The 26,265-nt window shown below is 60.7% G+C and carries 24 protein-coding genes; 12 read left to right on the forward strand and 12 right to left on the reverse strand.

The annotated features are described in order from the left end of the window. Positions 1-15 precede the first annotated feature (15 nt). Together OH720_RS25125 and OH720_RS25130 are read right to left on the reverse strand one after the other, a co-directional pair. Complete coding sequence (locus OH720_RS25125) at positions 16-1,419, reverse strand: sensor histidine kinase (protein WP_272603311.1); 1,404 nt, start codon at positions 1,417-1,419, stop codon at positions 16-18. Beyond that, complete coding sequence (locus OH720_RS25130) at positions 1,409-2,128, reverse strand: response regulator transcription factor (protein ID WP_272603312.1); 720 nt, start codon at positions 2,126-2,128, stop codon at positions 1,409-1,411. The genes OH720_RS25125 and OH720_RS25130 overlap by 11 nt, the downstream gene beginning before the upstream one ends. Before the next feature lie 214 nt (positions 2,129-2,342). Between OH720_RS25130 and OH720_RS25135 the strand changes: the two genes are divergently transcribed. The 4 genes from OH720_RS25135 to OH720_RS25150 all read left to right on the forward strand — a co-directional run bounded on the left by OH720_RS25135 (position 2,343) and on the right by OH720_RS25150 (position 7,026). Further along, a complete protein-coding gene (locus OH720_RS25135; RefSeq protein WP_272603313.1) occupies positions 2,343-5,096 on the forward strand; it encodes a response regulator in 2,754 nt (917 codons plus the stop codon). 21 nt (positions 5,097-5,117) lie between these two features. Beyond that, positions 5,118-6,110: a 2-hydroxyacid dehydrogenase gene (locus tag OH720_RS25140; protein WP_272603314.1), complete on the forward strand. Its 993-nt coding sequence runs from the start codon at positions 5,118-5,120 to the stop codon at positions 6,108-6,110. 77 nt (positions 6,111-6,187) lie between these two features. Continuing rightward, positions 6,188-6,622, forward strand: a complete 435-nt coding sequence (locus OH720_RS25145) for a hypothetical protein (protein WP_020799714.1) — start codon at positions 6,188-6,190, stop codon at positions 6,620-6,622. Further along, positions 6,622-7,026, forward strand: a complete 405-nt coding sequence (locus OH720_RS25150) for an META domain-containing protein (protein WP_272603315.1) — start codon at positions 6,622-6,624, stop codon at positions 7,024-7,026. Before OH720_RS25145 ends, OH720_RS25150 begins: the two co-directional genes overlap by 1 nt. A gap of 50 nt (positions 7,027-7,076) precedes the next feature. Here OH720_RS25150 and OH720_RS25155 read toward each other — a convergent pair whose 3' ends face one another. Beyond that, positions 7,077-7,544 carry a TlpA disulfide reductase family protein gene (locus tag OH720_RS25155; RefSeq protein ID WP_008054820.1) on the reverse strand — a complete coding sequence of 156 codons (468 nt, stop codon included), beginning with the start codon at positions 7,542-7,544 and terminating at the stop codon, positions 7,077-7,079. Positions 7,545-7,658: 114 nt separating this feature from the next. Here OH720_RS25155 and arsC point away from each other — a divergent pair, with 114 nt between their 5' ends. From arsC to OH720_RS25170, 3 genes are read left to right on the forward strand one after another with little or no spacing between them, the layout of a single operon-like run. After that, the gene (arsC, locus tag OH720_RS25160; protein WP_180202738.1) at positions 7,659-8,012 is read left to right on the forward strand and encodes an arsenate reductase (glutaredoxin); all 354 of its coding nucleotides are present in this window, start codon (positions 7,659-7,661) and stop codon (positions 8,010-8,012) included. Further along, positions 8,009-8,605 (forward strand): NAD(P)H:quinone oxidoreductase, encoded by a 597-nt coding sequence (gene wrbA / locus OH720_RS25165; RefSeq protein WP_008054817.1) that lies wholly within the window; start codon positions 8,009-8,011, stop codon positions 8,603-8,605. Before arsC ends, wrbA begins: the two co-directional genes overlap by 4 nt. A gap of 2 nt (positions 8,606-8,607) precedes the next feature. Further along, the gene (locus tag OH720_RS25170; RefSeq protein WP_272603316.1) at positions 8,608-9,033 is read left to right on the forward strand and encodes a DUF2069 domain-containing protein; all 426 of its coding nucleotides are present in this window, start codon (positions 8,608-8,610) and stop codon (positions 9,031-9,033) included. 114 nt (positions 9,034-9,147) lie between these two features. Here OH720_RS25170 and OH720_RS25175 read toward each other — a convergent pair whose 3' ends face one another. Both OH720_RS25175 and ttcA read right to left on the reverse strand, forming a co-directional pair. After that, positions 9,148-9,822 (reverse strand): DNA-3-methyladenine glycosylase I, encoded by a 675-nt coding sequence (locus OH720_RS25175; RefSeq protein WP_272603317.1) that lies wholly within the window; start codon positions 9,820-9,822, stop codon positions 9,148-9,150. Positions 9,823-9,895: 73 nt separating this feature from the next. After that, entirely contained in the window at positions 9,896-10,720 is an 825-nt protein-coding gene (ttcA, locus tag OH720_RS25180; protein WP_007946825.1) for a tRNA 2-thiocytidine(32) synthetase TtcA, read from the reverse strand. A gap of 278 nt (positions 10,721-10,998) precedes the next feature. Between ttcA and OH720_RS25185 the strand changes: the two genes are divergently transcribed. Then, on the forward strand, positions 10,999-11,601 hold the full coding sequence (locus tag OH720_RS25185) for a Yip1 family protein (RefSeq protein ID WP_008054814.1): 603 nt from the start codon (positions 10,999-11,001) through the stop codon (positions 11,599-11,601). 158 nt (positions 11,602-11,759) lie between these two features. After that, the gene (locus OH720_RS25190) at positions 11,760-12,254 is read left to right on the forward strand and encodes a SprT family zinc-dependent metalloprotease (protein ID WP_008054813.1); all 495 of its coding nucleotides are present in this window, start codon (positions 11,760-11,762) and stop codon (positions 12,252-12,254) included. 65 nt (positions 12,255-12,319) lie between these two features. Here OH720_RS25190 and OH720_RS25195 read toward each other — a convergent pair whose 3' ends face one another. Both OH720_RS25195 and OH720_RS25200 read right to left on the reverse strand, forming a co-directional pair. After that, positions 12,320-13,501: a CaiB/BaiF CoA transferase family protein gene (locus OH720_RS25195; protein WP_272603318.1), complete on the reverse strand. Its 1,182-nt coding sequence runs from the start codon at positions 13,499-13,501 to the stop codon at positions 12,320-12,322. 142 nt (positions 13,502-13,643) lie between these two features. Then, a complete protein-coding gene (locus OH720_RS25200; protein WP_272603319.1) occupies positions 13,644-14,978 on the reverse strand; it encodes a dicarboxylate/amino acid:cation symporter in 1,335 nt (444 codons plus the stop codon). A gap of 339 nt (positions 14,979-15,317) precedes the next feature. Between OH720_RS25200 and OH720_RS25205 the strand changes: the two genes are divergently transcribed. Beyond that, complete coding sequence (locus OH720_RS25205) at positions 15,318-16,316, forward strand: AraC family transcriptional regulator (protein ID WP_272603320.1); 999 nt, start codon at positions 15,318-15,320, stop codon at positions 16,314-16,316. 8 nt (positions 16,317-16,324) lie between these two features. On the opposite strand, the gene OH720_RS25210 is transcribed toward OH720_RS25205, so the two are convergent. From OH720_RS25210 to OH720_RS25220, 3 genes are all read right to left on the reverse strand, one after another. Further along, positions 16,325-17,668 carry an ATP-binding protein gene (locus OH720_RS25210; protein ID WP_272603321.1) on the reverse strand — a complete coding sequence of 448 codons (1,344 nt, stop codon included), beginning with the start codon at positions 17,666-17,668 and terminating at the stop codon, positions 16,325-16,327. Beyond that, a complete protein-coding gene (locus tag OH720_RS25215; protein WP_272603322.1) occupies positions 17,665-18,342 on the reverse strand; it encodes a response regulator in 678 nt (225 codons plus the stop codon). Before OH720_RS25215 ends, OH720_RS25210 begins: the two co-directional genes overlap by 4 nt. A 115-nt stretch (positions 18,343-18,457) precedes the next feature. Next, positions 18,458-19,060, reverse strand: a complete 603-nt coding sequence (locus OH720_RS25220; RefSeq protein WP_272603323.1) for a hypothetical protein — start codon at positions 19,058-19,060, stop codon at positions 18,458-18,460. A gap of 285 nt (positions 19,061-19,345) precedes the next feature. Between OH720_RS25220 and OH720_RS25225 the strand changes: the two genes are divergently transcribed. Beyond that, positions 19,346-20,071, forward strand: a complete 726-nt coding sequence (locus tag OH720_RS25225; protein WP_272603324.1) for a 4'-phosphopantetheinyl transferase family protein — start codon at positions 19,346-19,348, stop codon at positions 20,069-20,071. A 24-nt stretch (positions 20,072-20,095) separates the two neighbouring features. On the opposite strand, the gene OH720_RS25230 is transcribed toward OH720_RS25225, so the two are convergent. Next, entirely contained in the window at positions 20,096-21,706 is a 1,611-nt protein-coding gene (locus tag OH720_RS25230; RefSeq protein WP_272603325.1) for an ATP-binding protein, read from the reverse strand. Further along, on the reverse strand, positions 21,703-22,425 hold the full coding sequence (locus OH720_RS25235; protein WP_008054783.1) for a winged helix-turn-helix domain-containing protein: 723 nt from the start codon (positions 22,423-22,425) through the stop codon (positions 21,703-21,705). Before OH720_RS25235 ends, OH720_RS25230 begins: the two co-directional genes overlap by 4 nt. 748 nt (positions 22,426-23,173) lie before the next feature. On the opposite strand from OH720_RS25235, the gene OH720_RS25240 reads away from it, so the two are divergent. Next, positions 23,174-26,068 (forward strand): ribonucleoside-diphosphate reductase subunit alpha, encoded by a 2,895-nt coding sequence (locus tag OH720_RS25240; RefSeq protein WP_272603326.1) that lies wholly within the window; start codon positions 23,174-23,176, stop codon positions 26,066-26,068. The last annotated feature ends 197 nt before the right edge of the window (positions 26,069-26,265 follow it).

Consider the following 26,265-nt stretch of genomic DNA (forward strand, 5'->3'; position numbering starts at 1 on the left):
AACGCTCCCGCAATATCAGAGCGTTGCAGGATCGGAGAGCTTGCTCGGAAAGGCGTGGTCACTGACAGTTCCATCGTCCGCCACCAAGCGCATATTCATCCGCAACCCGCTCCCGGTGTTCTGCGCCCAAAGCCTGCCGCCCTGACGCCGCACAGCATTCCTGGCGATGCTCAAGCCCAGGCCAAATCCGCCATCCCCCGGCCGCGAGCCGTCGAGGCGGGTAAAGGGCAGGAAAATCCGCTCAAGATCCGCTTCCGCTACGCCACCACCCTGATCCTCCAGCCACAGGTGCCAGTAGTCGCCGTCGCGCCGCCCGCCCAGGTGGACAATGCCGCCCTTGGGTGAATGTCGAATGGCGTTACGCAGCATGTTCTCCAAGGCCTGGGCCAGGGTATTGAGATGGCCGCGCACCCAGCAGGAGGCGTCCACCGAGCACTGCAACTGCGCATCCGGCCAGCAACTTTCATAGCAGGCGTTTTCCGTGAGCATTTCCCACAAGGCCTGGACCTGGATCGCTTCGTCGGGCAATCGCGTGCGCTCCGTATCGAGCCAGGCCAGTTGCAGCGTGTCTTCCACCAGCCGTTGCATGCCATCGACCTCGCGGCCGATGCGCTCGCGCAATTGCTCAAGCCCCTGCTCGCTTTCACTGGCCACCCGCAGGCGGCTCAACGGTGTGCGCAATTCGTGGGACAGGTCGCGTAATAGTTGTTGCTGCAGGGCCACGGTGCTTTGCAGGCGTTCGGACATGTGATCGAACGCCCTGCCCAACTCCCCCAGTTCGTCGGCGCGGTTGGTGGTGCGGCGCGACAGTCGCACGTTGAGCTGATCGGCACGCCAGGCATTGGCCTGTTCGCGCAAGTGATTGAGCGGCACCACCAGCAAGCGGTACAAGCCGACGCACAACAGCAAGGTGAACAACCCCGGAATAACGCCGTTGGTGATCACCCGCCAGAACACCCGGTAGCGCCCGGGCACGAACCGTTTCGGCAGTTCGATCACCAGGCTGCCGGCGGCCGGATCGCCGGGAAACGGCACTCGCATCCATGGCCGGCCTTTCTTGTGGACGGGCCAATCCAGGCCGCGTAGAAAGGTCAGGCGCTCGATTTCCTTGTCCGTCAGCGTATAGCTGCTCAACGACTGCAGATCACCGCCAATGACACCGACCCACCCCGTTTCGCGGTTGTGCATGCTCTGCAGCCAGCTATCGACACCCTCTTGCTGGCGCTGCTGCCACGCTTGCTCAGCCTCGGCGGCATAGCGCGTCAGCGTGCCGCGCGCTTCGTCCGACAGGAACTGGTTGCGCTGCTCCATGTAGCGGCCCCAGGACCAACTCAACCAGATCATCAGCAGGCAGAACGCCACCAACAGGCACGCCAGTTTCCAGAACAGTGAATGCCGCCCCGGCAACTTACACTTCATCGACGGCACTCAGGATGTAGCCCTTGCCCCAGACCGTACGCACCTCCCGCTCGGTGTAGCCGATGGCCTTGAGTTTGCGGCGGATCTGGCTGATGTGCATGTCCAGGCTACGATCGTGGGCGGCATAACCGCGCTGCAGTACCTGCTGATAAAGGAAGGCTTTGCTCAGCACTTCATCAACGCTGCGGCTCAGGGTTTCCAGCAGGCGATACTCAGTTCGGGTCAGGCCGGCAGGCTGCTGGCCATAAAAAACGTCGAAGTGCTCGTCGTCAAAACGCAGGCTGTCCACGTCGGCCACCATCGCCACCGGGGTCGGCCGGCGATCGAGCGCGACGCGGCGCAGGATGGCTTCAATGCGTACGCGCAGCTCGACCATGCTGAAGGGCTTGGGCAGGTAATCATCGGCCCCCAGCCGAAAACCGCTGATGCGATCGGCCTCGGCACCGAGTGCCGACATCAGCAATACTGGGGTGGAATGGCTGCGGCGCAGTTGCGTCAGCACCGCCAGCCCATCCATCCCCGGCAACAGGATGTCCATCAGCACCACATCGAAGGCTTGCTCGCGGGCAATGGCCAGGCCTTCCTGGCCGTTCTGGCACCAGGTCACCTGGAAGCCGCTGCGGCCCAGATGTTCATGCACATAGGCACCGAGTACGAGGTCGTCTTCGATGGAGAGGATACGGGGATGGCCAGCGCTGATGGTCGTCATTAGTATCTGCAAATAATTCTCAGTTGGTAATTATTCAAGATTGCCTCGCCCGGGGCAACCCAAGGGTTTGCGCAGGGCGAAAATGCGTATGACCAACCGACGAATGACGACATCAATTATCGAGGATTGCCCGCCTGCAAATCGCTACACTGCGCAAGTGGCGCGTGCCGGATGCACGCGCAGCCTGATAAATAGCCGGTTGCAGGAGAGAGGCGTGCTGACGAAACTGGGAATCAAGGGCCGCGTGCTGTTGCTGACGTTGCTGCCGACCAGCCTCATGGCATTGGTCCTGGGCGGCTATTTCACCTGGATGCAGCAATCGGACCTGCAAACCCAACTCCTGCAGCGCGGCGAAATGATCGCCGAGCAACTGGCGCCGCTGGTGGCGCCAGCCATGGGGCACAACAACAACGAAATGCTGGAACGCATCGCCACCCAGTCCCTGGAACAACCGGACGTGCGAGCCGTGACCTTCCTTGCGCCAGACCGCACGCCGCGGGCCCACGCCGGGCCGATCATGCTGACCCAGGCGCCAATGGGCGAAGGCTCGCAGATGCAGCGCCGCACTGGCAGCGAAGCAACGCGGTACCTGCTGCCGGTGTTCGGCAAACACCGTAACCTGGCAGGTGACGTGATCCCCGATGAAGCCGACCGTCTGCTCGGCTGGGTCGAACTCGAGCTGTCCCACAACGGCATGCTGCTGCGTGGCTACCGCAGCCTGTTTGCCAGCCTGTTGATGATCGCTGGCGGTCTCGGTGGAGCGGCGTTGCTGGCATTGCGCATGGGCCGTACGATCAATCGGCCGCTGACCCAGATCAAACAAGCCGTGGCCCAACTCAAGGACGGCCACCTGGAAACCCGCCTGCCGCCACTGGGCAGCCAGGAGCTGGATGAATTGGCCTCCGGCATCAATCGCATGGCCGGCACCCTGCAGAATGCCCAGGAAGAACTGCAACACAGCATCGACCAGGCCACCGAGGACGTGCGCCAGAACCTCGAGACCATCGAGATCCAGAACATTGAACTGGACCTGGCGCGCATGGAAGCGCTGGAGGCCAGCCGGATCAAATCCGAGTTCCTGGCCAACATGAGCCATGAAATACGCACGCCGCTCAACGGCATCCTCGGCTTCACCCATCTGCTGCAAAAAAGTGAACTGACCCCGCGCCAGCTCGATTATCTGGGCACCATCGAAAAGTCCGCCGACAGCCTGCTGGGGATCATCAACGAGATCCTCGACTTTTCGAAGATCGAGGCGGGCAAGCTGGTGCTCGACCATATTCCGTTCAATTTGCGCGACCTGTTGCAAGACACATTGACCATCCTCGCCCCGGCCGCCCACGCCAAGCAGCTGGAACTGATCAGTCTGGTGTATCGCGATACCCCCCTGTCGCTGGTGGGCGATCCGTTGCGGCTCAAGCAGATCCTGACCAACCTGGTCAGCAATGCGATCAAGTTCACCCGCGAGGGCACCATCGTCGCCCGGGCCATGCTCGAAGAAGAGCACGAAGACAGCGTGCAATTGCGCATCAGCATCCAGGACACCGGCATCGGCCTGTCGAGCCAGGATGTGCGCGCGTTGTTCCAGGCCTTCAGCCAGGCCGATAACTCGCTGTCGCGGCAACCCGGCGGCACGGGCCTGGGGTTGGTGATCTCCAAGCGCCTGATCGAACAGATGGGTGGCGAGATTGGCGTCGACAGCACTCCGGGCGAGGGTTCGGAGTTCTGGATCAGCCTGAACCTGCCCAAGACCCGGGACGATGCCGAGGACCTGCCAAGCGCGCCGCTGCTCGGACGCCGGGTTGCGGTGCTGGAAAATCATGAGCTGGCACGCCAGGCGTTGCAGCATCAACTGGAAGACTGTGGCCTGGACGTCATCACGTTCAATACCCTGGAAAGCCTGACCAACGGCGTCACCGGCGCGCATCAGACCGATCAGGCGATCGAACTCGCGGTGCTGGGCATCACCAGCAACGACATGCCACCGGAACGCCTCAACCAGCACATCTGGGACCTCGAACACCTGGGCTGCAAAGTGCTGGTGCTGTGCCCCACCACGGAACAGACGCTGTTCCACCTGTCGGTGCCCAACCCCCACAGCCAGCTCCAGGCCAAACCCGCCTGTACCCGCAAGCTGCGGCGCGCGTTGTCCGATCTGGTCAACCCGCGGCAATCGCGTAGCGAGTCCAGCGAGCCGCTGTCGAGCCGCGCGCCGAAGGTGCTGTGCGTCGACGACAACCCGGCCAATCTGCTGCTGGTGCAGACCCTGCTCGAAGACATGGGCGCCAAGGTGCTCGCCGTGGAAAGCGGTTACGCGGCGATCAAGGCGGTGCAGAACGAGACGTTCGACCTGGTGCTGATGGACGTGCAAATGCCCGGCATGGATGGGCGTCAAAGTACCGAAGCGATCCGCCAATGGGAAAGCGAGCGCCATTGCACGCCGCTGCCGATCGTGGCCCTCACGGCGCATGCCATGGCCAACGAAAAACGCGCCTTGCTGCAAAGCGGCATGGACGATTACCTGACCAAGCCGATCAGCGAGCGGCAACTGGCGCAAGTGGTACTCAAATGGAGCGGGCTGGCCCTGCGCAATCACACGCCAGAGCGCACAGGCGACAGCCACGGCAGCACCTACGAGTTGCAGGTGCTCGATCACGAAGAAGGCTTGCGCCTGGCCGCAGGCAAGGCCGATCTGGCGGCTGACATGCTGGCAATGCTGCTGGCGTCGCTGGAAGCCGACCGCGAAGCCATCCGCCAGGCCCAGCAAAGCAACGACCACAACGCCCTGATCGAGCGGGTTCATCGCCTGCACGGCGCAACCCGCTATTGCGGCGTACCGCAACTGCGCGCCGCCTGCCAACGCAGTGAAACCTTGCTCAAGCAGCAAGACCCCAAGGCCTATCGCGCACTTGAAGATCTCGACCGGGCGATCAACCGCCTGGCCGCCCAGGCGCGTATCAATGCCTGATGCACTTTCCAGGAGGACCGCATGCGCACGATTCTTTTCAGCAGCCAGACCTACGACCGCGACAGCTTTCTCGCCGCCAACCTGCCGCCAGGTATCGAGTTGCATTTCCAGTCGGCACGACTGAGCCTCGATACCGTCGCGCTGGCGGAGCACCACGAGGTGGTCTGCGCTTTCATCAACGATGACCTCGGCGCCCCGGTGCTCGAACGCCTGGCCGCGGGAGGTACCCGCCTGATCGCCCTGCGCTCGGCCGGGTACAACCATGTCGACCTCGCGGCGGCCAAACGCCTGGGGCTGGCAGTCGTGCGCGTCCCGGCCTATTCGCCCCACGCTGTGGCCGAGCATGCCGTAGCCCTGATCCTGGCACTCAACCGCCGCCTGCACCGCGCCTACAACCGCACGCGCGAAGGCGACTTCAGCCTGCACGGGTTGACGGGGTTCGACCTGGTGGGCAAGACCGTCGGCGTGGTCGGCACCGGGCAGATCGGTGCGACCTTCGCGAAAATCATGAACGGGTTCGGCTGCCAACTGCTGGCCTACGACCCCTTCCCCAATCCGCAGGTCGAAGCGCTTGGCGCCCGCTACCTTAGCTTGCCGCAATTGCTGGCCGAGTCGCAGATCATCAGCCTGCACTGCCCGCTCAACGAGCAGAGCAAGCACTTGATCAACTGCCAATCGCTGGCGCACATGCAGCCAGGCGCCATGTTGATCAACACCGGCCGCGGTGGCCTGGTGGACACTCCTGCACTGATCGATGCCTTGAAGAACGGCCAGCTGGGTTATTTGGGACTGGATGTGTATGAGGAGGAAGCCCAGCTGTTTTTCGAAGACCGTTCCGATCTGCCATTGCAGGACGATGTATTGGCGCGGTTGCTGACCTTCCCCAACGTGATCGTCACGGCACACCAGGCTTTCCTGACCCGCGAAGCCCTGGGTGCGATCGCCGCGACCACCTTGCAGAACATCGCGGCCTGGGCGGCCGGAGCGCCGGAGAATCAGGTCGAGGGTGATTGAACCTGATCGAAGGTCATATGCCCGCGCCATGCTGCGCGTATGCCCGTGCTAGCATATCGCGCATATTTGGAGGACCCATGGTCGAACACGATTTCCGCTACACCCTGATGAACCCGCAACACACCCTCACCGAATGCCGCGCCCTGGTGCCGGGGCGTTATCAAGTCACCGGCAACGGCGGCTCGATTCGTAATAACGACGTGCTGGTCGTGACCCTCAAGGGCGCCAAGGACTTGTCCATGCGCCTGACCGTCGAAACGGTTCGCCACCTGATCAACCCGCCCGGCCAATGGGTCGCGGTGGCCAGTGGCCCGGTGTTCGGCGAATTGGCGATCCATACCTGGCAGGTGAACTGCGACAGCTGCGCCAAGGAACTGAGTTTCGAGTTCGCCGTTGACGCCAAGCTTGGCAACAAGGCCGAGAAGCCTGCCGCCACCGCGCGGATCGCCGAGTTGGGCTGGACCACCGTTGGCGAGAAACACCTGTGCCCCAAATGCCAGGAGCCTGCGTGATGAAACGCCTCGCCCTGACCGCGCTGGTCGGTGCAAGCCTGCTGGGCTGCGCCGCGGACCCGGTGCAGCTTGAGCACAATCGCAGCTACATCCTGGAGTGGATCGGCGAACGTCCGTTGATGGATTACAGCCACCTGACCATTACCTTGGGCGACGACGGTCGCGCCTATGGTAGCGGCGGTTGCAACCACTGGTTCGCGCCGTACTCCCTGGAAGGCAACAAGCTGAGCTTCGGCAAGATCGGCAGCACCCGCAAACTCTGTGCGCCAGCGCTGATGGAGCAGGAAAAACGTTTCCTCCAGGCGCTGGAAAACGTGCAGAGCTGGGACGTCTCGTCTATCGACCAGATGCGTTTCTGGCCAGCCGAAGGCAAGCCACTGCGCTGGTGGCTGGAAGAGGGTTGATCTCCTCTACCTGAACGTTCCCACGCTCTGCGTGGGAACGTTCAGCGTAATCAGTTTTTAGCCTGCAACGCCTCCAGCTTCGCCACCACCCCCGCCGCCGTCTGCTCGCCCATCAACTGTTCCCGCACCTTGCCCTTGTTATCGATGATGTAGGTCACCGGCAACGCTTCACTGCGCGGCAGTTCGAACAATTCGGAAGGGTCCTGCGCCAGCACCGTGAACTTGATCCCGAGTTTCTCGCTGGCACTTTTCAGCTCTTCGCCCTGAACGTTGTCGAAGTTGACCCCGAACACGCCGATCTTCTTGTCCTTGAGCTGGTCGGCCAACGCGTTCAATTCCGGAATCTCCGTACGGCACGGGCTGCACCATTCAGCCCAGTAATTGATCACCAGCCATTTGCCGTCCAGACGCTCGGAGGCGACCTTCTGTCCGTTCTGATCGATCCCGTAGTCGTTACCGCAGCCCCCCAGCATCAACGCCCCGATAATGGTCAATGCCGCTGCCAGTCGCCTTGTCATGTCGTGTTCCTTGTCAAAAATTGAAAGCGCCTGTGACCCATCGCCTGGCAAGGTTCAGGATTATGCGCTGCCCAGTTAGAATAGCCGCCACCTTACGCAAGATGCGACCCGCTCATGACCGATCTGACGCTTTATCACAACCCGCGCTGCTCGAAATCCCGCGGTGCGCTCGAACTGCTTGAAGCCCGCGGCCTGGCCCCGACGGTGGTCCGCTACCTGGAAACGCCGCTGGATGCCACGCAAATCCAGAGCCTGCTGGGCAAACTCGGGATCAGCGCGCGGCAACTGCTGCGCACCGGCGAAGACGAATACAAGGCCCTCGCCCTGGCCGACAGCAGCCTGAGCGAGGCGCAATTGATCGCCGCCATCGCAGCCCACCCGAAGCTGATGGAGCGACCGATCCTCGAAGTCGGCGACAAGGCCATCATTGGCCGTCCGCCAGAGCAGATCCTGGAGCTGTTGCCGTGAGTGCGCCGTACATTCTGGTGCTGTATTACAGCCGCAGCGGCTCGACCAATGAAATGGCCCGGCAAATTGCCCGTGGCGTCGAACAGGCCGGCCTTGAAGCGCGATTGCGCACGGTGCCGGCCATTTCCACCGAGTGCGAAGCCGTGGCGCCGGATATCCCGGATGAAGGCGCGCTCTACGCCAGCCTCGATGACCTGAAGAACTGCGCAGGCCTGGCGCTGGGCAGCCCGACCCGCTTCGGCAACATGGCAGCGCCACTCAAGTACTTTCTCGACGGCACCAGCAACCTGTGGCTGACCGGCGCCCTGGTGGGCAAACCCGCCGGTGTGTTCACCTCCACCGCAAGCCTGCATGGCGGGCAGGAGACCACCCTGCTGTCGATGATGCTGCCGCTGTTGCACCACGGCATGCTGATCACCGGCCTGCCCTACAGCGAGTCGGCATTGCTGGAAACCCAGGGCGGCGGCACGCCGTACGGCGCCAGCCATCACGCCGGAGCCGATGGCAAAAGCGGGCTGGATGCCCACGAAGTGGCACTGTGCCGGGCACTGGGCATGCGCCTGGCCAAGACTGCACAGAAACTGGAGGGTTGAGGGTGGCCAAGAAGCCGAAGGTCCTGCCCGCTATCGAATGGCTTGAACCACGGGTCAAGGCGATGCGCGCCATCAGCCTGCTGTGCTTCTTTGGCCTGGTGGGATTGCTCTGCGTTTACTACCTGATGGTCGCCGACCTGCACGGTGCGCGGCCGTGGGTGATTTTGCTGATTGAGCTGGTGCCGTTGCTGTTGCTCACGCCAGGGATGATCGTCGGCAATGCCCGGGGGCATTCGTGGATGTGCTTTGTGGTGAACCTGTATTTTATCAAGGGCGCATTGGCCGCCTATGACCCGAACCGGCAGATCTTCGGCGTGCTGGAGATGGCCGCGAGCCTGGCGGTGTTCTGTTCGGCACTGTTGTATGTACGGTGGCGGTATCAGTTGAATCGCAAGTTGGCTGGCGAGGGCGAGATTTCCGTCGCCTGACACGCCGCCATCGCTGGCAAGCCAGCTCCCACAGGATCATTGTTGAAGCGCAAACGTGTGATCGACGCAAAAACCTGTGGAAGCGGGCTTGCCCGCGATTGGGGTGACTCGATCTTAATGATTCACTGTATAAGCCAGCATCATCGAAATCTGGCTCATTGGCCGTCCGCCACTTTCCTCATGCCACTGGTTGAACACGTCCTGCACCAGAGCGAGGTCGCGCAGACTGCTCGGCACCTTGTCGATGATGCCCTGGGCATTCAACGCCGCCACCACGTCATAACTCGGCACAAAAGTGTCCTTGCCGACCATCCGCAAAAAACGCGGCGCCGACAGCCCGCCCAACTGATGACCGCGTTTTTTCAGCAAGGTCCACAGCCCGACGATGTCGGTCACCGGCCAATCGGCGATCATCGCTCCGAAGCTACCCTGCTCGTGGGCCACGTCCAGCACGAACTGCGCGTTACGCGGCACGCTCTTGAGCTTGCCCAGATGGCGGATGATCCGCGCGTCCTGCATCAATCGCTCGAGGTGTTCGGCACTCATCAGCACGACTTTTTCCGGGTCGAACTTGAAGAACACTTCTTCGAAGGCCGGCCACTTGGCGTCCACCAGGCTGTGCTTGAGCCCGGCGCGGAATACGCGCAATGCCATGGTCGAGAGGTAGCGGTCGTCGGTGATGTCGCGCAGTTGCGCTGCAGTCTTGGGAACGGGCAGATGGGCTTCCAGTTCAGCCGCCGAACCGAAGCGGTTCAAGCAGTATTCGTTCAGCCACTTGTAGTCGCGCATGCCCTCTCCTGAGGATTGAAAAATGTAACAACACCTGTGGGAACCAGCAGGCTGGCCCCCACAGCGATGGTGTTTAAAGGTTGACCACGTTAACGAAACGCGAAGCGGCGGATTCGTCGATCTTCAGGCTGGTGAAGTCGAACAGGTTGCGGTCCGCCAATTGCGACGGGATCACGTTCTGCAGGCTGCGGAAAATGCTTTCGGTACGACCCGGGGTCTTGCGCTCCCAATCCTGCAGCATGTCCTTGACCACCTGGCGCTGCAGGTTTTCCTGGGAGCCACAGAGGTTGCAAGGGATGATCGGGAATTGCTTGAGGTCCGAGTAGGCCTGGATGTCTTTTTCGTTGCAGTAGGCCAGGGGGCGGATCACCACGTTGCGACCGTCATCGGCACGCAACTTCGGCGGCATGGCCTTGAGCGAACCGTTGAAGAACATGTTCAGGAAGAACGTCTCGACAATGTCGTCGCGGTGATGGCCTAGTGCCATCTTGGTCGCGCCGATCTCGTCGGCGAAGGTGTAGAGCGTGCCACGACGCAGGCGCGAGCACAGGGAACAGGTGGTCTTGCCTTCCGGAATCAGCTCCTTGACCACCGAGTAGGTGTCTTTCTCGACGATGTGGTACTCGATGCCCAGCTCCTTGAGGTAGGCCGGCAGCACATGCTCGGGGAAACCCGGTTGCTTCTGGTCCATGTTCACGGCCACGATCTCGAACTTGATCGGCGCGACCTTCTGCAAGTGCATCAGCACATCAAGCATGGTGTAGCTGTCCTTGCCGCCGGACAGGCAGACCATGACCTTGTCACCGTCTTCAATCATGTTGAAATCGGCGACCGCCTCACCGGCCTGTCGGCGAAGGCGCTTTTGCAGTTTGTTCTGGTTGACCGTAAGAGTGCCCATGACGCGAAATCCGTGAGGTGTGACGAAAGGCCGGCATTTTACGCAAAAACCCTTCAGGAACGAAGTGCCCCGACGGATCGCGCGCCCTACAGACACAACAGCGATTACCCCGGCGCTTTACAGCGCAATTTGCTCTAAGCCCTACCCCCTGTAGGGTTAAGACCTTCCTATACTGCGACATAAGGTCGAATCACATACAGACCTACTACTTACTTGGCCTCGTTGGCCCGTAGGCGCTCCACTGGGGGGCGACGGTAAAAACAAGAGGAGTGACTGGCATGATCCATCACGTAGTGGGGCTCTTCACCCACCCTGACCAAGAATGGAAAGAGATTCGTGGCGATCAGGAAGAAAGTATCAGCCACATGTACCTGACCCATACGCTGATCCTGGCGGCGATACCTGCGGTATCGGCTTTCATCGGGACCACGCAGGTGGGCTGGGTCATCGGCAATCGCCCGCCGGTGATGCTGACCGTGGAAAGCGCACTATGGATGACCGTCATGTCGTACCTGGCGATGCTCGGCGGAGTGGCCGTAATGGGTGCATTCATCCACTGGATGGCCCGCACCTATGACGCCAATCCGAGCCTCGCACGCTGCATTGCGTTCGCAACCTATACCGCTACGCCGCTGTTCATCGGCGGCCTCGCGGCCTTGTACCCCCACTTGTGGCTGGGGATGGTCGTCGGCACGGCGGCCATCTGCTACACGGTGTACCTGCTGTATGTGGGCCTGCCAACCTTCATGAACATACCATCTGACGAGGGCTTTCTGTTTTCAAGTTCGGTGCTCGCCGTAGGCCTGGTGGTGCTGGTAGCCATCATGGCGTTCACCGTGATTGTCTGGGGACTCGGCGTGGGGCCGGTCTATACCAATTAGCAACTCACCACAAAAAAATCAGATCTGCCGACACAGGCCGCCGCAAGGCGGCCTTTTAATGCCCAGGCACAAAGAGCGCCGAAGACCATTCGGCACCTCGCAGATTCGCAAGGCCCCAGGCTTGCGGCATACTCGACTGCTCTGGAGATCCATCAAGCATGCCCGAGCAACTCAATACCCGCGTCGAAGACTGTTTCCAACAAGCCGAAGCCTTTTTCAAACGACCGTTCAAACGTCCCGTGGTGAGTTTCAAGCTGCGTGGGCAGAAAGCCGGTGTCGCACACCTGCACGAGAACCTGCTGCGCTTCAATCCGCAGTTGTACCGTGAAAACACCGAAGATTTCCTCAAGCAGACCGTCGCCCACGAGGTCGCGCACCTGATCGCCCATCAACTGTTCGGTGACCGCATCCAGCCCCATGGCGAAGAGTGGCAACTGATCATGCGCGGCGTGTACGAATTGCCCCCCAACCGCTGCCACACCTACGACGTCAAGCGCCGCAGCGTGACCCGCTACATCTACAAGTGCCCGTGCGCCGACAGTGATTTCCCGTTCTCGGCGCAACGTCATGGTTTGGTGCGGCAGGGGCGGCGGTATTTGTGTCGGCGCTGTCGCAACACGTTGGTGTTCAGCGGCGAGATGCGGGTTGAGTAAGTCGGATTTGTGGTGCCTGGGTCGACCTTTTCGCCAGCCTGCTGGCGAAGGCGATCTATCAGACGCTAGAGAATTACCTTCGCGAACCGCAACTCTGCGATCCGCTCAACGCTGAACCCCAACTCCCCCAGCACCTGATCCGTATGCTGCCCCAGCGCCGCGCCAATATGCCTGGGCTGCGGCAACCCGCCTGAAAACTTCAACGGACAAGCCATCTGCGCCTGACTCGAACCATCGCCCCGCGGTACTTGCGTCACCAGCTCCCGCGCCTGCAACTGCGGATGCCGCACTGCCTCACCCAGGCTCAAGACCGGCTCTACGCAAGCATCAAGCTCGGCGAACAGCGTGCACAGATCGGCAAAGTCATGCTTTTCGAACTCAGTCTTCAACGCATCCTTGAGCTTGCGTTGCTGTGCAGGTTGCCCGGATAACCCCAGGCTCGCCCACTCCTCCAACCCCAGCGCCGCACACAACTGGTTCATGAACCCCGGCTCCAGGCTGCCCACCGACAGCCAGCGCCCATCCCGGGAACGGTAATAGTCATAGAAGCTGCCGCCATTGAGCATCTGGTCTTCCCGACCCGGTTCGACACCACAGGCCAGGTACCCGGCACCCGCCATGGCGTTCAGGCTGAATGCGCAATCGGTCATGCTCACGTCCAGGTGCTGGCCCTGCCCGGTTTGCTGTCGAGCGATGACAGCGGCCAGCAGGCCGATCACCCCGTGCAACGAGCCACCGGCAATGTCTGCCACCTGCATGCCCAACGGCAGCGGCCCACTGTCGGCGCGACCGCTGTAGCTCGAAAGCCCGGCCAGCGCCAGGTAATTGATGTCATGACCGGCGCGGTCCTTGTAGGGGCCGGTCTGGCCATAACCGGTGATCGAGACATAAATCAGCTTCGGATTGATCGCCTTCAGCGCTTCATAACCCAGGCCCAAACGCTCCATGACGCCGGGACGGAACTGCTCCAGCACAATGTCGTAGTCCTGCAACAATTGCCTGATCACCTCCAGCGCTTCGGGCTGCTTGAGGTCCAGGGCCAGGCTGCGTTTGTTGCGATTGAGGTAGGCATGGCTGGCCGATACGCCTTGGTCGTGCGGCGGCAGCACGCGTAGCAGATCCATGCGGGCCGGCGATTCGATGCGCAACACCTCGGCGCCCATGTCCGCCAGCAATAGCGAAGCGAACGGCCCCGGCAGCAATGTCGAGAAGTCCAGAACCTTGAGTGATGCCAATGGACCGAGCATGAGCGTTCTCCCTGGATGATGCCCCAGCCTAGGCAGCCAAGCGCTTTGCAGCAATCACCTTATGCGCCACATGCAATGACCGTTGCGCTCAGATCCGGGCAAGAAAAAACCCGCCGAAGCGGGTTTTTCATGACGACCAGACTTACTTGGCGCTAGTCGTGGTTGCCACTTCGGCGTGACCCAGGACATCGTCCTTAGGCTCATCGGCAATGCCGCGACCGCCAGACGCCAGCTCCGCTTGCAGCACGTCGGTGTCCAGTTCCTTGACCCACTTGGCCACGACGATGGTGGCAACGGCGTTACCGACCAGGTTGGTCAGTGCACGGGCTTCGGACATGAAACGGTCGATACCCAGGATCAGCGCCAGGCCGGCAACCGGCAGGTGGCCTACGGCGGACAGGGTCGCCGCCAGTACGATGAAGCCCGAACCGGTCACACCTGCAGCGCCTTTGGAAGACAGCAGCAACACCACCAGCAAGGTGATCTGGTGCGTGATGTCCATGTGGGTGTCAGTCGCTTGGGCAATGAACACGGCCGCCATGGTCAGGTAGATCGCGGTACCGTCGAGGTTGAACGAGTAGCCGGTCGGGATCACCAGGCCAACCACGGACTTCTGCGCACCCAAACGCTCCATCTTGATCAGCATGCGTGGCAGCACCGACTCCGAAGAGGAAGTACCCAGCACGATCAGCAGTTCTTCGCGGATGTAGCGGATCAGTTTCAACACGCTGAAGCCGTGGGCGCGAGCGATACCGCCCAGCACGATCAGGATGAACAGCAGGCAGGTGATGTAGAAGCAGGCCATCAACTGGCCCAGTTGCACCAGCGAGCCAACACCGTAGGCACCGATGGTGAAAGCCATGGCACCGAAGGCACCGATTGGTGCGAGCTTCATGATCATGTTGATGATGTTGAACATCACGTGGGCGAAACGATCGATGAAGTCCAGCAGTGGCTTGCCGTAGGCACCCAGGCGATGCAAGGCGAAACCGAAGATCACCGAGAACATCAGCACTTGCAGAATGTCACCAGTGGCGAACGCACCGACGATGGTGGACGGGATCACGTTGAGCAGGAAGCCGACGACGCTTTGATCAGCACCGGCCGAGACATAGGCAGCCACTTTGGAGGCATCCAGTGTGGACACGTCGATGTGCATGCCGGCGCCCGGCTGGACGATGTTGACCACCACCAGGCCGACCAGCAGCGCGATGGTCGAAACGATTTCGAAATACAGCAATGCGTAGCCACCGGTCTTGCCGACCGATTTCATGTCCTGCATGCCAGCGATACCGCTGACGACGGTGCAGAAGATGATCGGCGCGATGATCATCTTGATCAGTTTGATGAACCCGTCACCCAGCGGTTTTACGGCCACACCGAGCTGTGGATAGTAGTGACCGAGCAAGATACCGATGACAATTGCAACGATCACCTGGAAATACAGGGATTTGTACAGTGGCTGACGAGTCGTCATTGCAAAGTTCCTCAAGAGTGCGCGGCGACAACATCCAACTGTTGCCCACCTCACCCAATGGCGAACCCTCCTGCACTGGAGGGATTTGTTTTTTCGAGCTGCGCGACGGCAGGCATCTGCTGGTTCTATCGCAAAGCCCGTGCCACCTTGTAGGAAAAGCCTGCAAGCCTTCTGACATCAAGGGCTGCAGATTTTTCCGGATCACCGCGAGACGTTTGCGCAATGGCGGATTTCCGCCCTCTCGTCAAATCACACCCCGGTAATCTGGCGGATATCCGCCTTGTTCATGGGTACGAAGCACGGCTACCATCCGTCGTTCAATGGAAGGACTTGCCTGCTATGCGCGAACGCACCATCGCCAGTCATTTCGCCCGTGCCGTCCTCGGTGGGGCACAACGGCGTGGCTACGATTATTCGAGACTGTTGCAGCAATTGGGGATCAGCCCCGAGTTGCTTGAAGAGCCTCGGGCGCGCATCCCTCCAGAGCAATTCACCCGCCTGATCCAGGCGCTGTGGCTGGCACTGGACGATGAGTACCTGGGCTTCGGGCAGGGCGCCAGCAAGCCAGGCAGCTTCGCGATGATGTGTCATGCCGTGATCCATTGCCGCAATCTGGATAAGGCACTGCATCGCGGATTAATGTTTTATAGCCTATTCCCGGACGCCCCGCGTCTGACGCTGGCGCGCGAAGACGAAATGATAAGACTGAGCCTGGACGATTCGCAGCTCTGGGACCCGGAACATTTCCTCACCGAGAGTCTATTGGTGATCTGGCATCGCTTCGCCAGCTGGTTGATCGGCCAGCGTATTCGACTGGAACATGCCACGTTCAGCTACCCGCGACCGGAACATGGCGCCGAATACGAGTTGCTGTTCTCGTGCCCGCTCGAGTTTTCGACGCAACAGAGCAGCCTGCTGTTTCACGGCCGCTACCTGAACATGCCACTGCTGCAGGACGAGCGCACGCTCAAGCAGTTCCTTGAACGCTCGCCTGCCGATCTGTTATCGCGCCCGGATGAAGGCCACAGCCTGAGCAGCCAGTTGCGACGCTTGCTCAGCCGCGACCGCTCACCCTGGCCGGACCTGGAGGCCGTGGCAGCACACCTGCATATCAGCCCACAGACGCTGCGCCGGCATCTGCGTGAAGAAAACACCAGTTTTCAGGAACTGAAGGACCAACTACGCCGCGACATCGCCATTTATCACCTCGGCCGCAACGACTTGCCCTTGCAACAGATCGCCGAGCAATTGGGGTTTTCCGAGCCATCGGCGTTTCACCGGGCGTTCAAGAAGTGGACTGGACTGACGCCTGGGGCCTATCGGGCCCGGGAACACTGAGTTCAAGCTCACACCAGCGGAAACTGAATACGGAAGGCCGCACCGCCCAGGGGCGAGTCTCCCAGGGTCAGTTTTGCGCTATAGCTTTCGATGATGTCCTTGACCACCGCCAGGCCAATACCCTGCCCCGGATGCTGGCGGTCCAGGCGTTCACCGCGCTGCAGGATTCGCGTGCGCTGATCGAGCGGGACGCCTGGTCCATCGTCTTCCACGCATATCTCGATACCATTCAGGGTACGCACGCTGATGCGCACTTCGCTCAGGCACAGTCGATAAGCGTTCTCCAGCAGATTGCCCAACATTTCCAGCAAGGCGCCCTGCTCGATAGGGACCCGGCACTGCTCCGGCAAATCGAAACTAACCTGCACCCGTTTGTCGCGATAGACCTTGTCCAGTGTGTCGCAAAGGCTCTGCAACACCGGTTGCAGACGTACCTGATGGCGCACCAGGCCGCTTTTACGCAGGCTGGCGCGTTGCAATTGGTAACTGATCTGCTGGCTCATGCGCTCGATCTGGGTCTGCAGCACCCAGGCCTGATCCCGGTCCTCAGGGCGTTGCGCCATGCCTTCGCTTACCCCTTGCAATACCGCCAATGGGGTTTTCAGGCTATGGGCCAGGTCGTCGAGGGAATCGCGGTAACGGCTACGCTGTTCACGCTCGCTGTGCAGCAGGCGGTTGAGGGAGCCGGTCAGGCGCAGCAGTTCACGCGGGTGTTGTTCGCTCAGGCTTTCGCGGGTTCCGCTTTCGATCTCGTCCAGCTCCTGGCTCAACCGGCGCAATGCCTGCAACCCCCAGGTCAAGCCGACCCACAGTAATGCCAGAAGTACCAGCAACGCCGCGCCGAATCCCAGGTACAGGTTGTCCCGCAGGCCGCTGAGCGTGGAATCGTACTCATGCGCCGGTTGCAACGCGACGAAGCTGAACGCCGCACTTTTGCCGCCGAGCAGTTTGACCTCGACGTCATAGACGAAGAATTCCCGGCCATTGTCCTGGCGAATCCTGGCGAATTCATTACCGCGCCCGTCGTAACGCGGCGTGTAATTGATGTTCTCGTCCAAAGTGTCTTTCGAGCGCCACACCAATTGGCCTTCGCGGCTGTAGATGTAACCGAGCAAATTGCCGTCGGCCAGGTTGAAGCGCTCATCGGGTAACTGTTCCGGCATCTGCAAGCGGTTGTTCTCGACCCGTGCGGCAGAGATCAACGTGGTGACGTCCGACGCCAGTCGCTGCTCGATGGCATCCTGCAGCGCCAGGCTGAACGCTCCCTGCATCGCCGGCAGCAATGCCAGCATGAACAAGACCGCCAGGATCGTGGCGGCGAGCATCAGGCGAACGCGAAGAGAACCGATCAAGTGCAACGCTCAGTGAACAGATAGCCCAGGCCACGCACCGTATCAATTGGCTTGAAGCCGGACGTACCTTCGAGTTTGCGACGCAGACGGCCGACGAGCACTTCGATCACGTTCGGATCGCGGTCGTCATCATCCGGATAAAGCTGCTCCATCAAACGGTCCTTGGGCACCACCTGCTGATGGTGGCGCATCAAGTACTCGAGAATCCGGTATTCATACGCGGTCAATGCCAGTGGCTGCTCATCCAGGGACGCCTGCTTGCGATTGAGGTCCAGCAGCAGCGGCCCGGCAACGATCGTTGACTGGGTAAACCCGCTAGAGCGACGTAACAAGGCATTCAGCCGAGCTTCCAGCTCTTCGAACTGGAAAGGCTTGACCACATAGTCGTCGGCACCGGCAGCAAGGCCTTCCACTTTGTCCTGCCAGTTGCCGCGCGCGGTGAGGATCAGGATTGGAAAGGTCTTGCCCTGCGAGCGCAACTGACGGATCAGATCCAGCCCGCCCATGCCTGGCAACCCCAGATCGATTACCGCCAGGTCGTGATTGAACTGCTCTGTCTGATACAGCGCATCGACGGCGTTGGCCACGGACTCGACCACATGGCCGCTATCCGTCAGGCGGGTTTGCAGGTGATGACGCAACAGCGCCTCATCCTCGACGACCAGCAGTTTCATTTCCCTCTCCCAGGCAAATCAAATACGCCAGAGGCACGATCGACGCACCTCCGGCTGACAGGCCGTGCCGGATCAATCTCCAGGATTGATCCGGCACGGCGGTCATTCACACTTCTCAAAAAGCGTAGTTGGCTGAAAGGTAGGTCTGTGCGCTGCTGGTCAAGCTCAGCGAACCCTGTTTGCCAGCACCTCGCTCGCTCATTTCGGTGCTGGCGTTGCTGCGCAGGTAACGGTACCCCAGTTCAACCGAAGTGTTTTGCGAAACCTGTTGCAGAATCCCTGCCTGTGCGCCAATCGCGTAACCGATGTTGGTGTCGCGACTGAAGCCTGGCGATTCCTGGGTCATTTTGGTCAACCCGGCCGAGGCGCCACCGAACAACTTGGTGCCAGCACTCAAGGGATGGAACAGATCGTAGCTGCCCAGCAGGTTCTCCTGACGCAGTTTAATGCCATTGTGCGAACCCGACACGTTATCGTAAGTGGCGTAGTAGCGGCCCTGGCTGTTTTGCTGGCCCAGACGCAAGCCCCAGGTGTTGTCCTTGCCAATCACGCCGTCGGCGTTCGGACGGTCGAGGTTATCGTTCAAGGCGTGGGACTTTTTGATCTTGTCGCTGGTCTGCCCATAAGTAAGGCTGGCGAAATTGTCGTTGGAAGCGAACGCTGCGGTGCTCGCGCCGAAGACGGTGAATGCCAGCAGTAATTTTTTGAATCCAGTCATGGGTGAAGCTCCTCAAGAGTTAGCGTTGTTTTGGCTACAGGGCAAGATTACCCACGCCGCCCTGAACTCCCCCTGAACAGGCGCTTAACCTGAGCTGAACCATATCCACCCAGCTGTTTCGATGATTTTCTTGCAGGAGACCGACCATGCGCATGCTCTTCGCCCTCTTCTTGCTCGCCGTCAGCGGGCTGGCCATCGCGGGTAGTCAAATCACCTGTGATGCTCGATAACGCTATCGGACGCCAGGGCTACCCAGCATCAAGGCAACCCGGCAAAATGCCCGACATGAATTCCGTCCCCGCCCTGCCCGTCTGCTGCACGCCCCTCGATGCCCATTGGCCTCTGCCGTTGGTGCTGCCCGATACTGTGCTGTTGAGTACCCACTTCGATACTTCGCGCCTGCTCAGCGATGACTTCCAGCGCAGCGCCATCGAGGCGCCAGCGAGCATTCAGCGCTCGGTCGCCAAACGCCAGGCCGAATTTCTCGCCGGGCGGATCTGCGCCCGCGCCGCCCTGCAACAGCTGGAGGGCCTGAATTTCAGCCCGGCCATCGGCGATGATCGGGCGCCTGTCTGGCCGGCGCACATCACCGGTTCGATCACTCATAGCACCGGTCGGGCCGCGGCGATCGTCGCGAACAAAACCCATTGGCGCGGGTTGGGGATGGACATGGAAAACCTGCTCAATGCCGATCGCGCCGAACGCCTGGCCGGGGAAATCCTCACCCCACCGGAACTACAGCGCATGGCCGCCGGGCGTCGCGATCAGCTGGCGTTGCTGGTAACCCTGACTTTTTCAGTGAAAGAGAGCCTGTTCAAGGCGCTCTACCCGATCGTGCGGAAACGTTTCTATTTTGAACACGCCGAGGTGCTGGAGTGGACCGAGTCAGGTGAGGTGCGGTTGCGGTTGCTGACCGACCTGTCCGGCGAATGGCGCAACGGCACCGAGCTGCAGGCGCAGTTCGGAGTCAAGGATGGGCAGTTGTTGAGTCTGGTCAGTATCAAGGCCTGAAGATTTCCACTGTCCGCCAGGCCCTCACCGCTTCTCCTGATTCCTCGGCCAGCTCAAGCTGAAACACGCGCCGCCCAGGCTTTTGCTCCTGCCGATCAACGCCCGGCCGTCGTGCCAATGGATGATCCGCCGCACGATCGACAATCCCAACCCATGGCCGCCCGAGGCCCGGGTGCGGCTGTCGTCGAGTCGCAGGAACGGCGTGAAAATTTTCTCCCAGGCCATTTCCGGTACGCCCGGCCCGTCATCTTCAACATCCACCCGACAGCGCTGCTGCCCCACCTGATAACTGATGGTGACCCGCGATTGAGCATGGCGCATGGCATTGCTCACCAGATTCTGCAGCGCCCGGTGCAGGTAGCGCGGCTCGGCCTCGACCCACGCGTCGTCGCAATCGGCGGCCGACAGGCACAGTCCTCGCTGCACCGTGACGTCGGCGCGCAAGGGTGCCAGCTCCTCGATCACCTGATTGACCAAGGCATCCAGATCGATACGCTGAAAATTCAGTGCCGGCGAGCCTTGCTCCAGCCGCGCGTAAGTCAGCATCTCGTCGACCAGGCGGTCGAGGTCCTCGATATCGTGGTCCATGCCTTCGCAGTATTGTTCCAGGGCTTGCGGTGTCTTGGCCGAGCCGATCATTTCCAGGCCAAAACGCAGGCGCGCCACCGGGGTGCGCAATTCGTGGGACACGGCACGCACCAGCTCGCGCTGAATGGCCAGCAGCTGTTGCAGATGCTCGGCCATGCCGTTGAACGCCGATGCCAGTCGCCCCACCGAGTCCGCGCCCCGCGTCGGCACACGGGTTTCCAGGCTGCCCTTGGCGATCCTCGTAGCCGCCGATTCCAGTCCGCGCAAGCGGCGCTCCAGTTGCCGTACCAGCAGATAGACGATCAGGCCGATCAGACTCAACCCCAGTGCGGCAATCAGCACCAGCCACTCTGGCGGATAAGGATTCATCTGGTACAACGGGCCGATTTCCAACACCCACGGCGTGCCGACCATGCCAGCGAACACCCGGATCGAATCACCGCCCTTGCCCAGCGCCATCACCGTGTCCCCTTCGGACACTCGGCGGCTCTGGTCTTCGTCCATATCGGCTTCTTCCACCGTGACCAGCCGCAAGTCGAAACCAAAGCCCTTGTCTTGCTTTAATTGCGCCAGGCGCACCGGTTGCTCACCCACCGGGTAACGCACCAGTTCGTCGGCCAACAGGTAAATCGTTGCCCGGGCCAATTGCTCGCTGATCTGCTGCACTTCACCTGTGAGTACGAGCTGTTCCTTGTCACTAATCAGGCGGTAAACCTTCGCCGCATGCGGACCGGTCTGCTCCACCAGCGCCTGGCCGCGCAGCACGCGGGTACGCTGGGTCAGGTCGAGGTCGGTCTCGTTGAAAGTTTTCAGCGCCAGGGGAATCCCCAACAGCCGCTCCCACACCAACAACGCCCGGTGGCGTTCGGTCTGGTTCATCGGTTGCAGGTTGTCGGCCATCAACGAAAAGGTACCGTGGGCCAGCCGCTCGCGGTATTGCTCTCCGCGCACCTGGTTGAGCAGGTGCAAGGCCAGCACACCGAGTACCGCCACCAGTATCAGCGCGGCGCACATGCCGCCGTAAATCCGCAGGAAGATCGAATTCACAGGGTCGGGTCTACGCAGGCCTCGGGGACAAACAGGTAGCCTTTGCTGCGCACGGTCTTGATCAGTCGCGGATGGTCCGGGTCATCGCCGATCTTGGGACGGATGCGCGAGATGCGCACGTCGATGGAGCGGTCCTGGCCGTCATAGCCAATGCCGCGCAAGGCGGTGAAGATTTCTTCCCGGGACAGGATGCGCCCGGCGTTGGCCACCAGCAGCCAGAGCAAGTCGAACTCGGCGCTGGTCAGTTCTATGCCGTTATCGTGCAGCCAGGCTTCGCGCAACGCATTGTCCACCACCAGCGGGCCGAATTGCAGGCGCCGTTGTTTCTCCGGGGTCACCTCCGGCGTCTCACTGCGTCGCAGTAATGCCTGGATGCGCGCCAGCAGCAAGCGCGGGCGTACCGGTTTGCACACGTAGTCGTCGGCGCCCAGGTCCAGGCCGAGGATCTGGTCGGTGTCGTCGGTGCGTGCGGTCAGCATCAGGATCGGGCCGTCATAACGGTCACGCACCTTGCGGCAAATGCTCAGGCCATCTTCGCCTGGCAGCATCAGATCGAGAATCACCAGGTCCGGTTGTTCCTTGATGATGCGCGCCGCCGCCAGCGCACCATTGCCTTCGATCGATACGCGCAGGCCATTGGCTTGCAGGTAATCGCGCGTCAGTTCGGCCAGACGTTGATCGTCCTCCACAATCAATACCTGCCAGGCTTCTTGCTCCACCGGTGACCTCTACTTGCCAGAACACTTATAAGGAAGGATCCGCCCGTCTTTTTGTAATGATAGGGGTGGATAAATTGCATACACGCTGACCGATTGTATAAACGTCGCCCACGCAGAACACAAGCCGGTAAATGCGTTCGGACAACAGAGTTTTTTGTGATAGGGTTCGCGCCCTTAAAAATCCGCTCGAGTGTTTTCGCGGCTTGAAAATCGATGAAAAAAAGCCGGGTCCAGCAGCATCGCGGCCTGCACGCCGATTCCGTTCACAACACACAATTTACGCACAGGTTTATCCACAGGTAGTACGTTGCAATCACCCCCCAAAACGCATTATCTTGTAGCCCAGCGTAAAAAAAACCCTAGATGTAGGGTTTTCCATGAAAAACCAAACACAAACCGGATACCAAATTCAAGCGCTTTTATTGCCTCTTTCCGGTTGAACCAAACGTAATTTCCAAAGCCCAAAACCGCGCGCGCGGATGGCTACTGTATTTCGGCCCATGGGGTGAAAAACGGTACGGGTGTTGCAGTCACGACTGCCACCTCCCAACTGTCACCTCAAAGGACCAAGGTCTCAGGCCCAAGGCGTGAGACCAAGACTTCGGCATGGAAGCGGCGCCCAATAGCCCCCTTCCTACTGTCCCGGAGTTGTTATGCCCGGCCTTGGCCGGTTGTAGTGCTTCAGGACGGAACGGTGGGCACCGTGATGGTGCCCAATCAAACATAGAGAATGTGGAGACACCCCCCGATGCAAACCGACACAACTCGCGAGAACCCGCAGGGCACCTTGCCGCAGGCCGCTGATTCGAATTCGGATCTGTCCGCCACCGCGCCGGGCCAGCTGCGTGTGATCAAGCGTAACGGCACTGTCGTTCCTTACACCGATGACAAGATCACCGTCGCCATCACCAAAGCGTTTCTTGCAGTTGAGGGCGGCACCGCTGCCGCTTCGTCGCGCATCCACGACACCGTGGCCCGCCTGACCGAGCAGGTCACCGCCACCTTCAAGCGTCGCATGCCATCGGGCGGCACCATTCACATCGAAGAGATCCAGGACCAGGTCGAACTGGCCCTGATGCGTGCCGGCGAGCAAAAAGTCGCTCGCGACTACGTGATCTATCGTGACGGTCGTTCGAAAGAACGCGCCGCCCACGCTCCAGCCGAAGCAGCGGTCGACGCTCACCCGTCGATCCGCATCACCCGCGCCGACGGTAGCCTGGCGCCGCTGGACATGGGCCGCCTGAACACCATCGTCACCGAAGCGTGCGAAGGCCTGGAAGAAGTCGATGGCGAGCTGATCCAGCGCGAAACCCTGAAGAACCTGTACGACGGCGTGGCCCTGACCGACGTCAACACCGCCCTGGTGATGACCGCCCGTACCCTGGTCGAGCGTGAGCCGAACTACTCGTTCGTGACCGCCCGCCTGCTGATGGACACCCTGCGTGCCGAAGGCCTGGGCTTCCTCGGCGTCGCCGAGAGCGCGACCCACCACGAGATGGTCGACCTGTACGCCAAGGCCCTGCCTGCCTACATCGCCAAGGGTATCGAATTCGAATTGCTGAACCCTGTCCTGGCCGACTTCGACCTGGAAAAACTCGGCAAGGCAATCAACCACGAGCGCGACCAGCAGTTCACCTACCTGGGCCTGCAAACCCTGTACGACCGTTACTTCATCCACAAGGATGGCGTGCGTTTCGAACTGCCACAGATCTTCTTCATGCGCGTGGCCATGGGCCTGGCGATCGAAGAGAAGCAGAAAGAAGACCGTGCGATCGAGTTCTACAACCTGTTGTCGTCCTTCGACTACATGTCGTCGACCCCGACCCTGTTCAATGCCGGTACCCTGCGTCCACAACTGTCGAGCTGCTACCTGACCACCGTGCCGGACGACCTGTCGGGCATCTACCACGCGATCCACGACAACGCCATGCTGTCGAAATTTGCCGGCGGCCTGGGCAACGACTGGACCCCGGTTCGTGCGCTGGGTTCGTACATCAAGGGCACCAACGGCAAGTCCCAGGGCGTCGTACCGTTCCTGAAAGTAGTGAACGACACCGCCGTCGCCGTTAACCAGGGTGGCAAGCGCAAAGGCGCTGTGTGTGCCTACCTGGAAACCTGGCACATGGACATCGAAGAGTTCATCGAGCTGCGCAAGAACACCGGTGATGACCGTCGTCGTACCCACGACATGAACACCGCCAACTGGATCCCTGACCTGTTCATGAAGCGTGTCTTCGATGACGGCAAGTGGACCCTGTTCTCGCCATCCGAAGTACCGGACCTGCACGACCTGACCGGCAAGGCCTTCGAAGAGCGCTACGAGTACTACGAAGCCCTGACCGAGTACCCGGGCAAGGTCAAGCTGTTCAAGACCATCCAGGCCAAAGACCTGTGGCGCAAGATGCTGTCCATGCTGTTCGAAACCGGCCACCCATGGCTGACTTTCAAAGACCCGTGCAACCTGCGCAGCCCGCAGCAGCATGTCGGCGTGGTCCACAGCTCGAACCTGTGCACCGAGATCACCTTGAACACCAACAAGGACGAGATCGCCGTTTGCAACCTGGGCTCGATCAACCTGCCGAACCACATCGTCAATGGCCAGCTCGACACCGCCAAGCTGCAACGCACCGTGAACACCGCCGTGCGCATGCTCGATAACGTGATCGACATCAACTACTACTCGGTGCCGCAAGCGAAGAACTCCAACTTCAAGCACCGTCCAGTGGGTCTGGGCATCATGGGCTTCCAGGACGCGCTGTACCTGCAGCACATCCCTTACGGTTCCGACGCAGCCGTCGAGTTCGCCGACAAGTCCATGGAAGCGGTCAGCTACTACGCGATCCAGGCTTCCTGCGACCTGGCTGACGAGCGTGGCGCCTACGAGACGTTCCAGGGTTCGCTGTGGTCCAAGGGCATCCTGCCGCTGGATTCGCAACAGATCCTGATCGAAGCCCGTGGCCAGAAGTACATCGATGTCGACCTGAACGAAACCCTGGATTGGGCACCGGTTCGCGCCCGTGTACAGAAAGGCATTCGTAACTCGAACATCATGGCCATCGCACCGACCGCGACCATCGCCAACATCACTGGCGTATCGCAGTCGATCGAACCGACCTACCAGAACCTGTATGTGAAATCGAACCTGTCGGGCGAATTCACCGTGATCAACCCGTACCTGGTTCGCGACCTGAAGGCTCGCGGCCTGTGGGACTCGGTCATGATCAACGACTTGAAGTACTACGACGGTTCGGTGCAGCAGATCGAGCGCATCCCGCAAGAACTCAAGGAGCTCTATGCAACCGCGTTCGAAGTGGACACCAAGTGGATCGTCGACGCGGCCAGCCGTCGTCAGAAGTGGATCGACCAGGCTCAGTCGCTGAACCTGTACATCGCTGGCGCTTCGGGCAAGAAGCTGGACGTGACCTACCGCATGGCCTGGTACCGTGGTCTGAAAACCACTTACTACCTCCGTGCCCTGGCCGCGACCAGCACCGAGAAGTCGACCATCAACACCGGTAAGCTCAACGCTGTTTCCAGCGGCGGCAACCACGGTGACGACTCAGTCCTGGCAGCGCCAGCCGGCCCTGCTCCAGTACCGAAGGCCTGCGCCATCGACGAGCCGGATTGCGAAGCTTGCCAATAAGCTGAGCCGGTAACATAAAGACCCCCGACGGGCCCCTGGCTTGTCGGGGGTTTTCTTTTGTCCATGAAAAAGATCGCAGCCTCGCTTCGCTCGGCAGCTCCTACAGGGATCGTATTTCAATGTAGGAGCTGCCGAGCGAAGCGAGGCTGCGATCTATTGATCAAAAAAAAAACCCCTCTTGCGAGGGGTTCCTTGTG

The organism is Pseudomonas sp. WJP1, assembly GCF_028471945.1.
Classification (GTDB): Bacteria; Pseudomonadota; Gammaproteobacteria; order Pseudomonadales; family Pseudomonadaceae; genus Aquipseudomonas.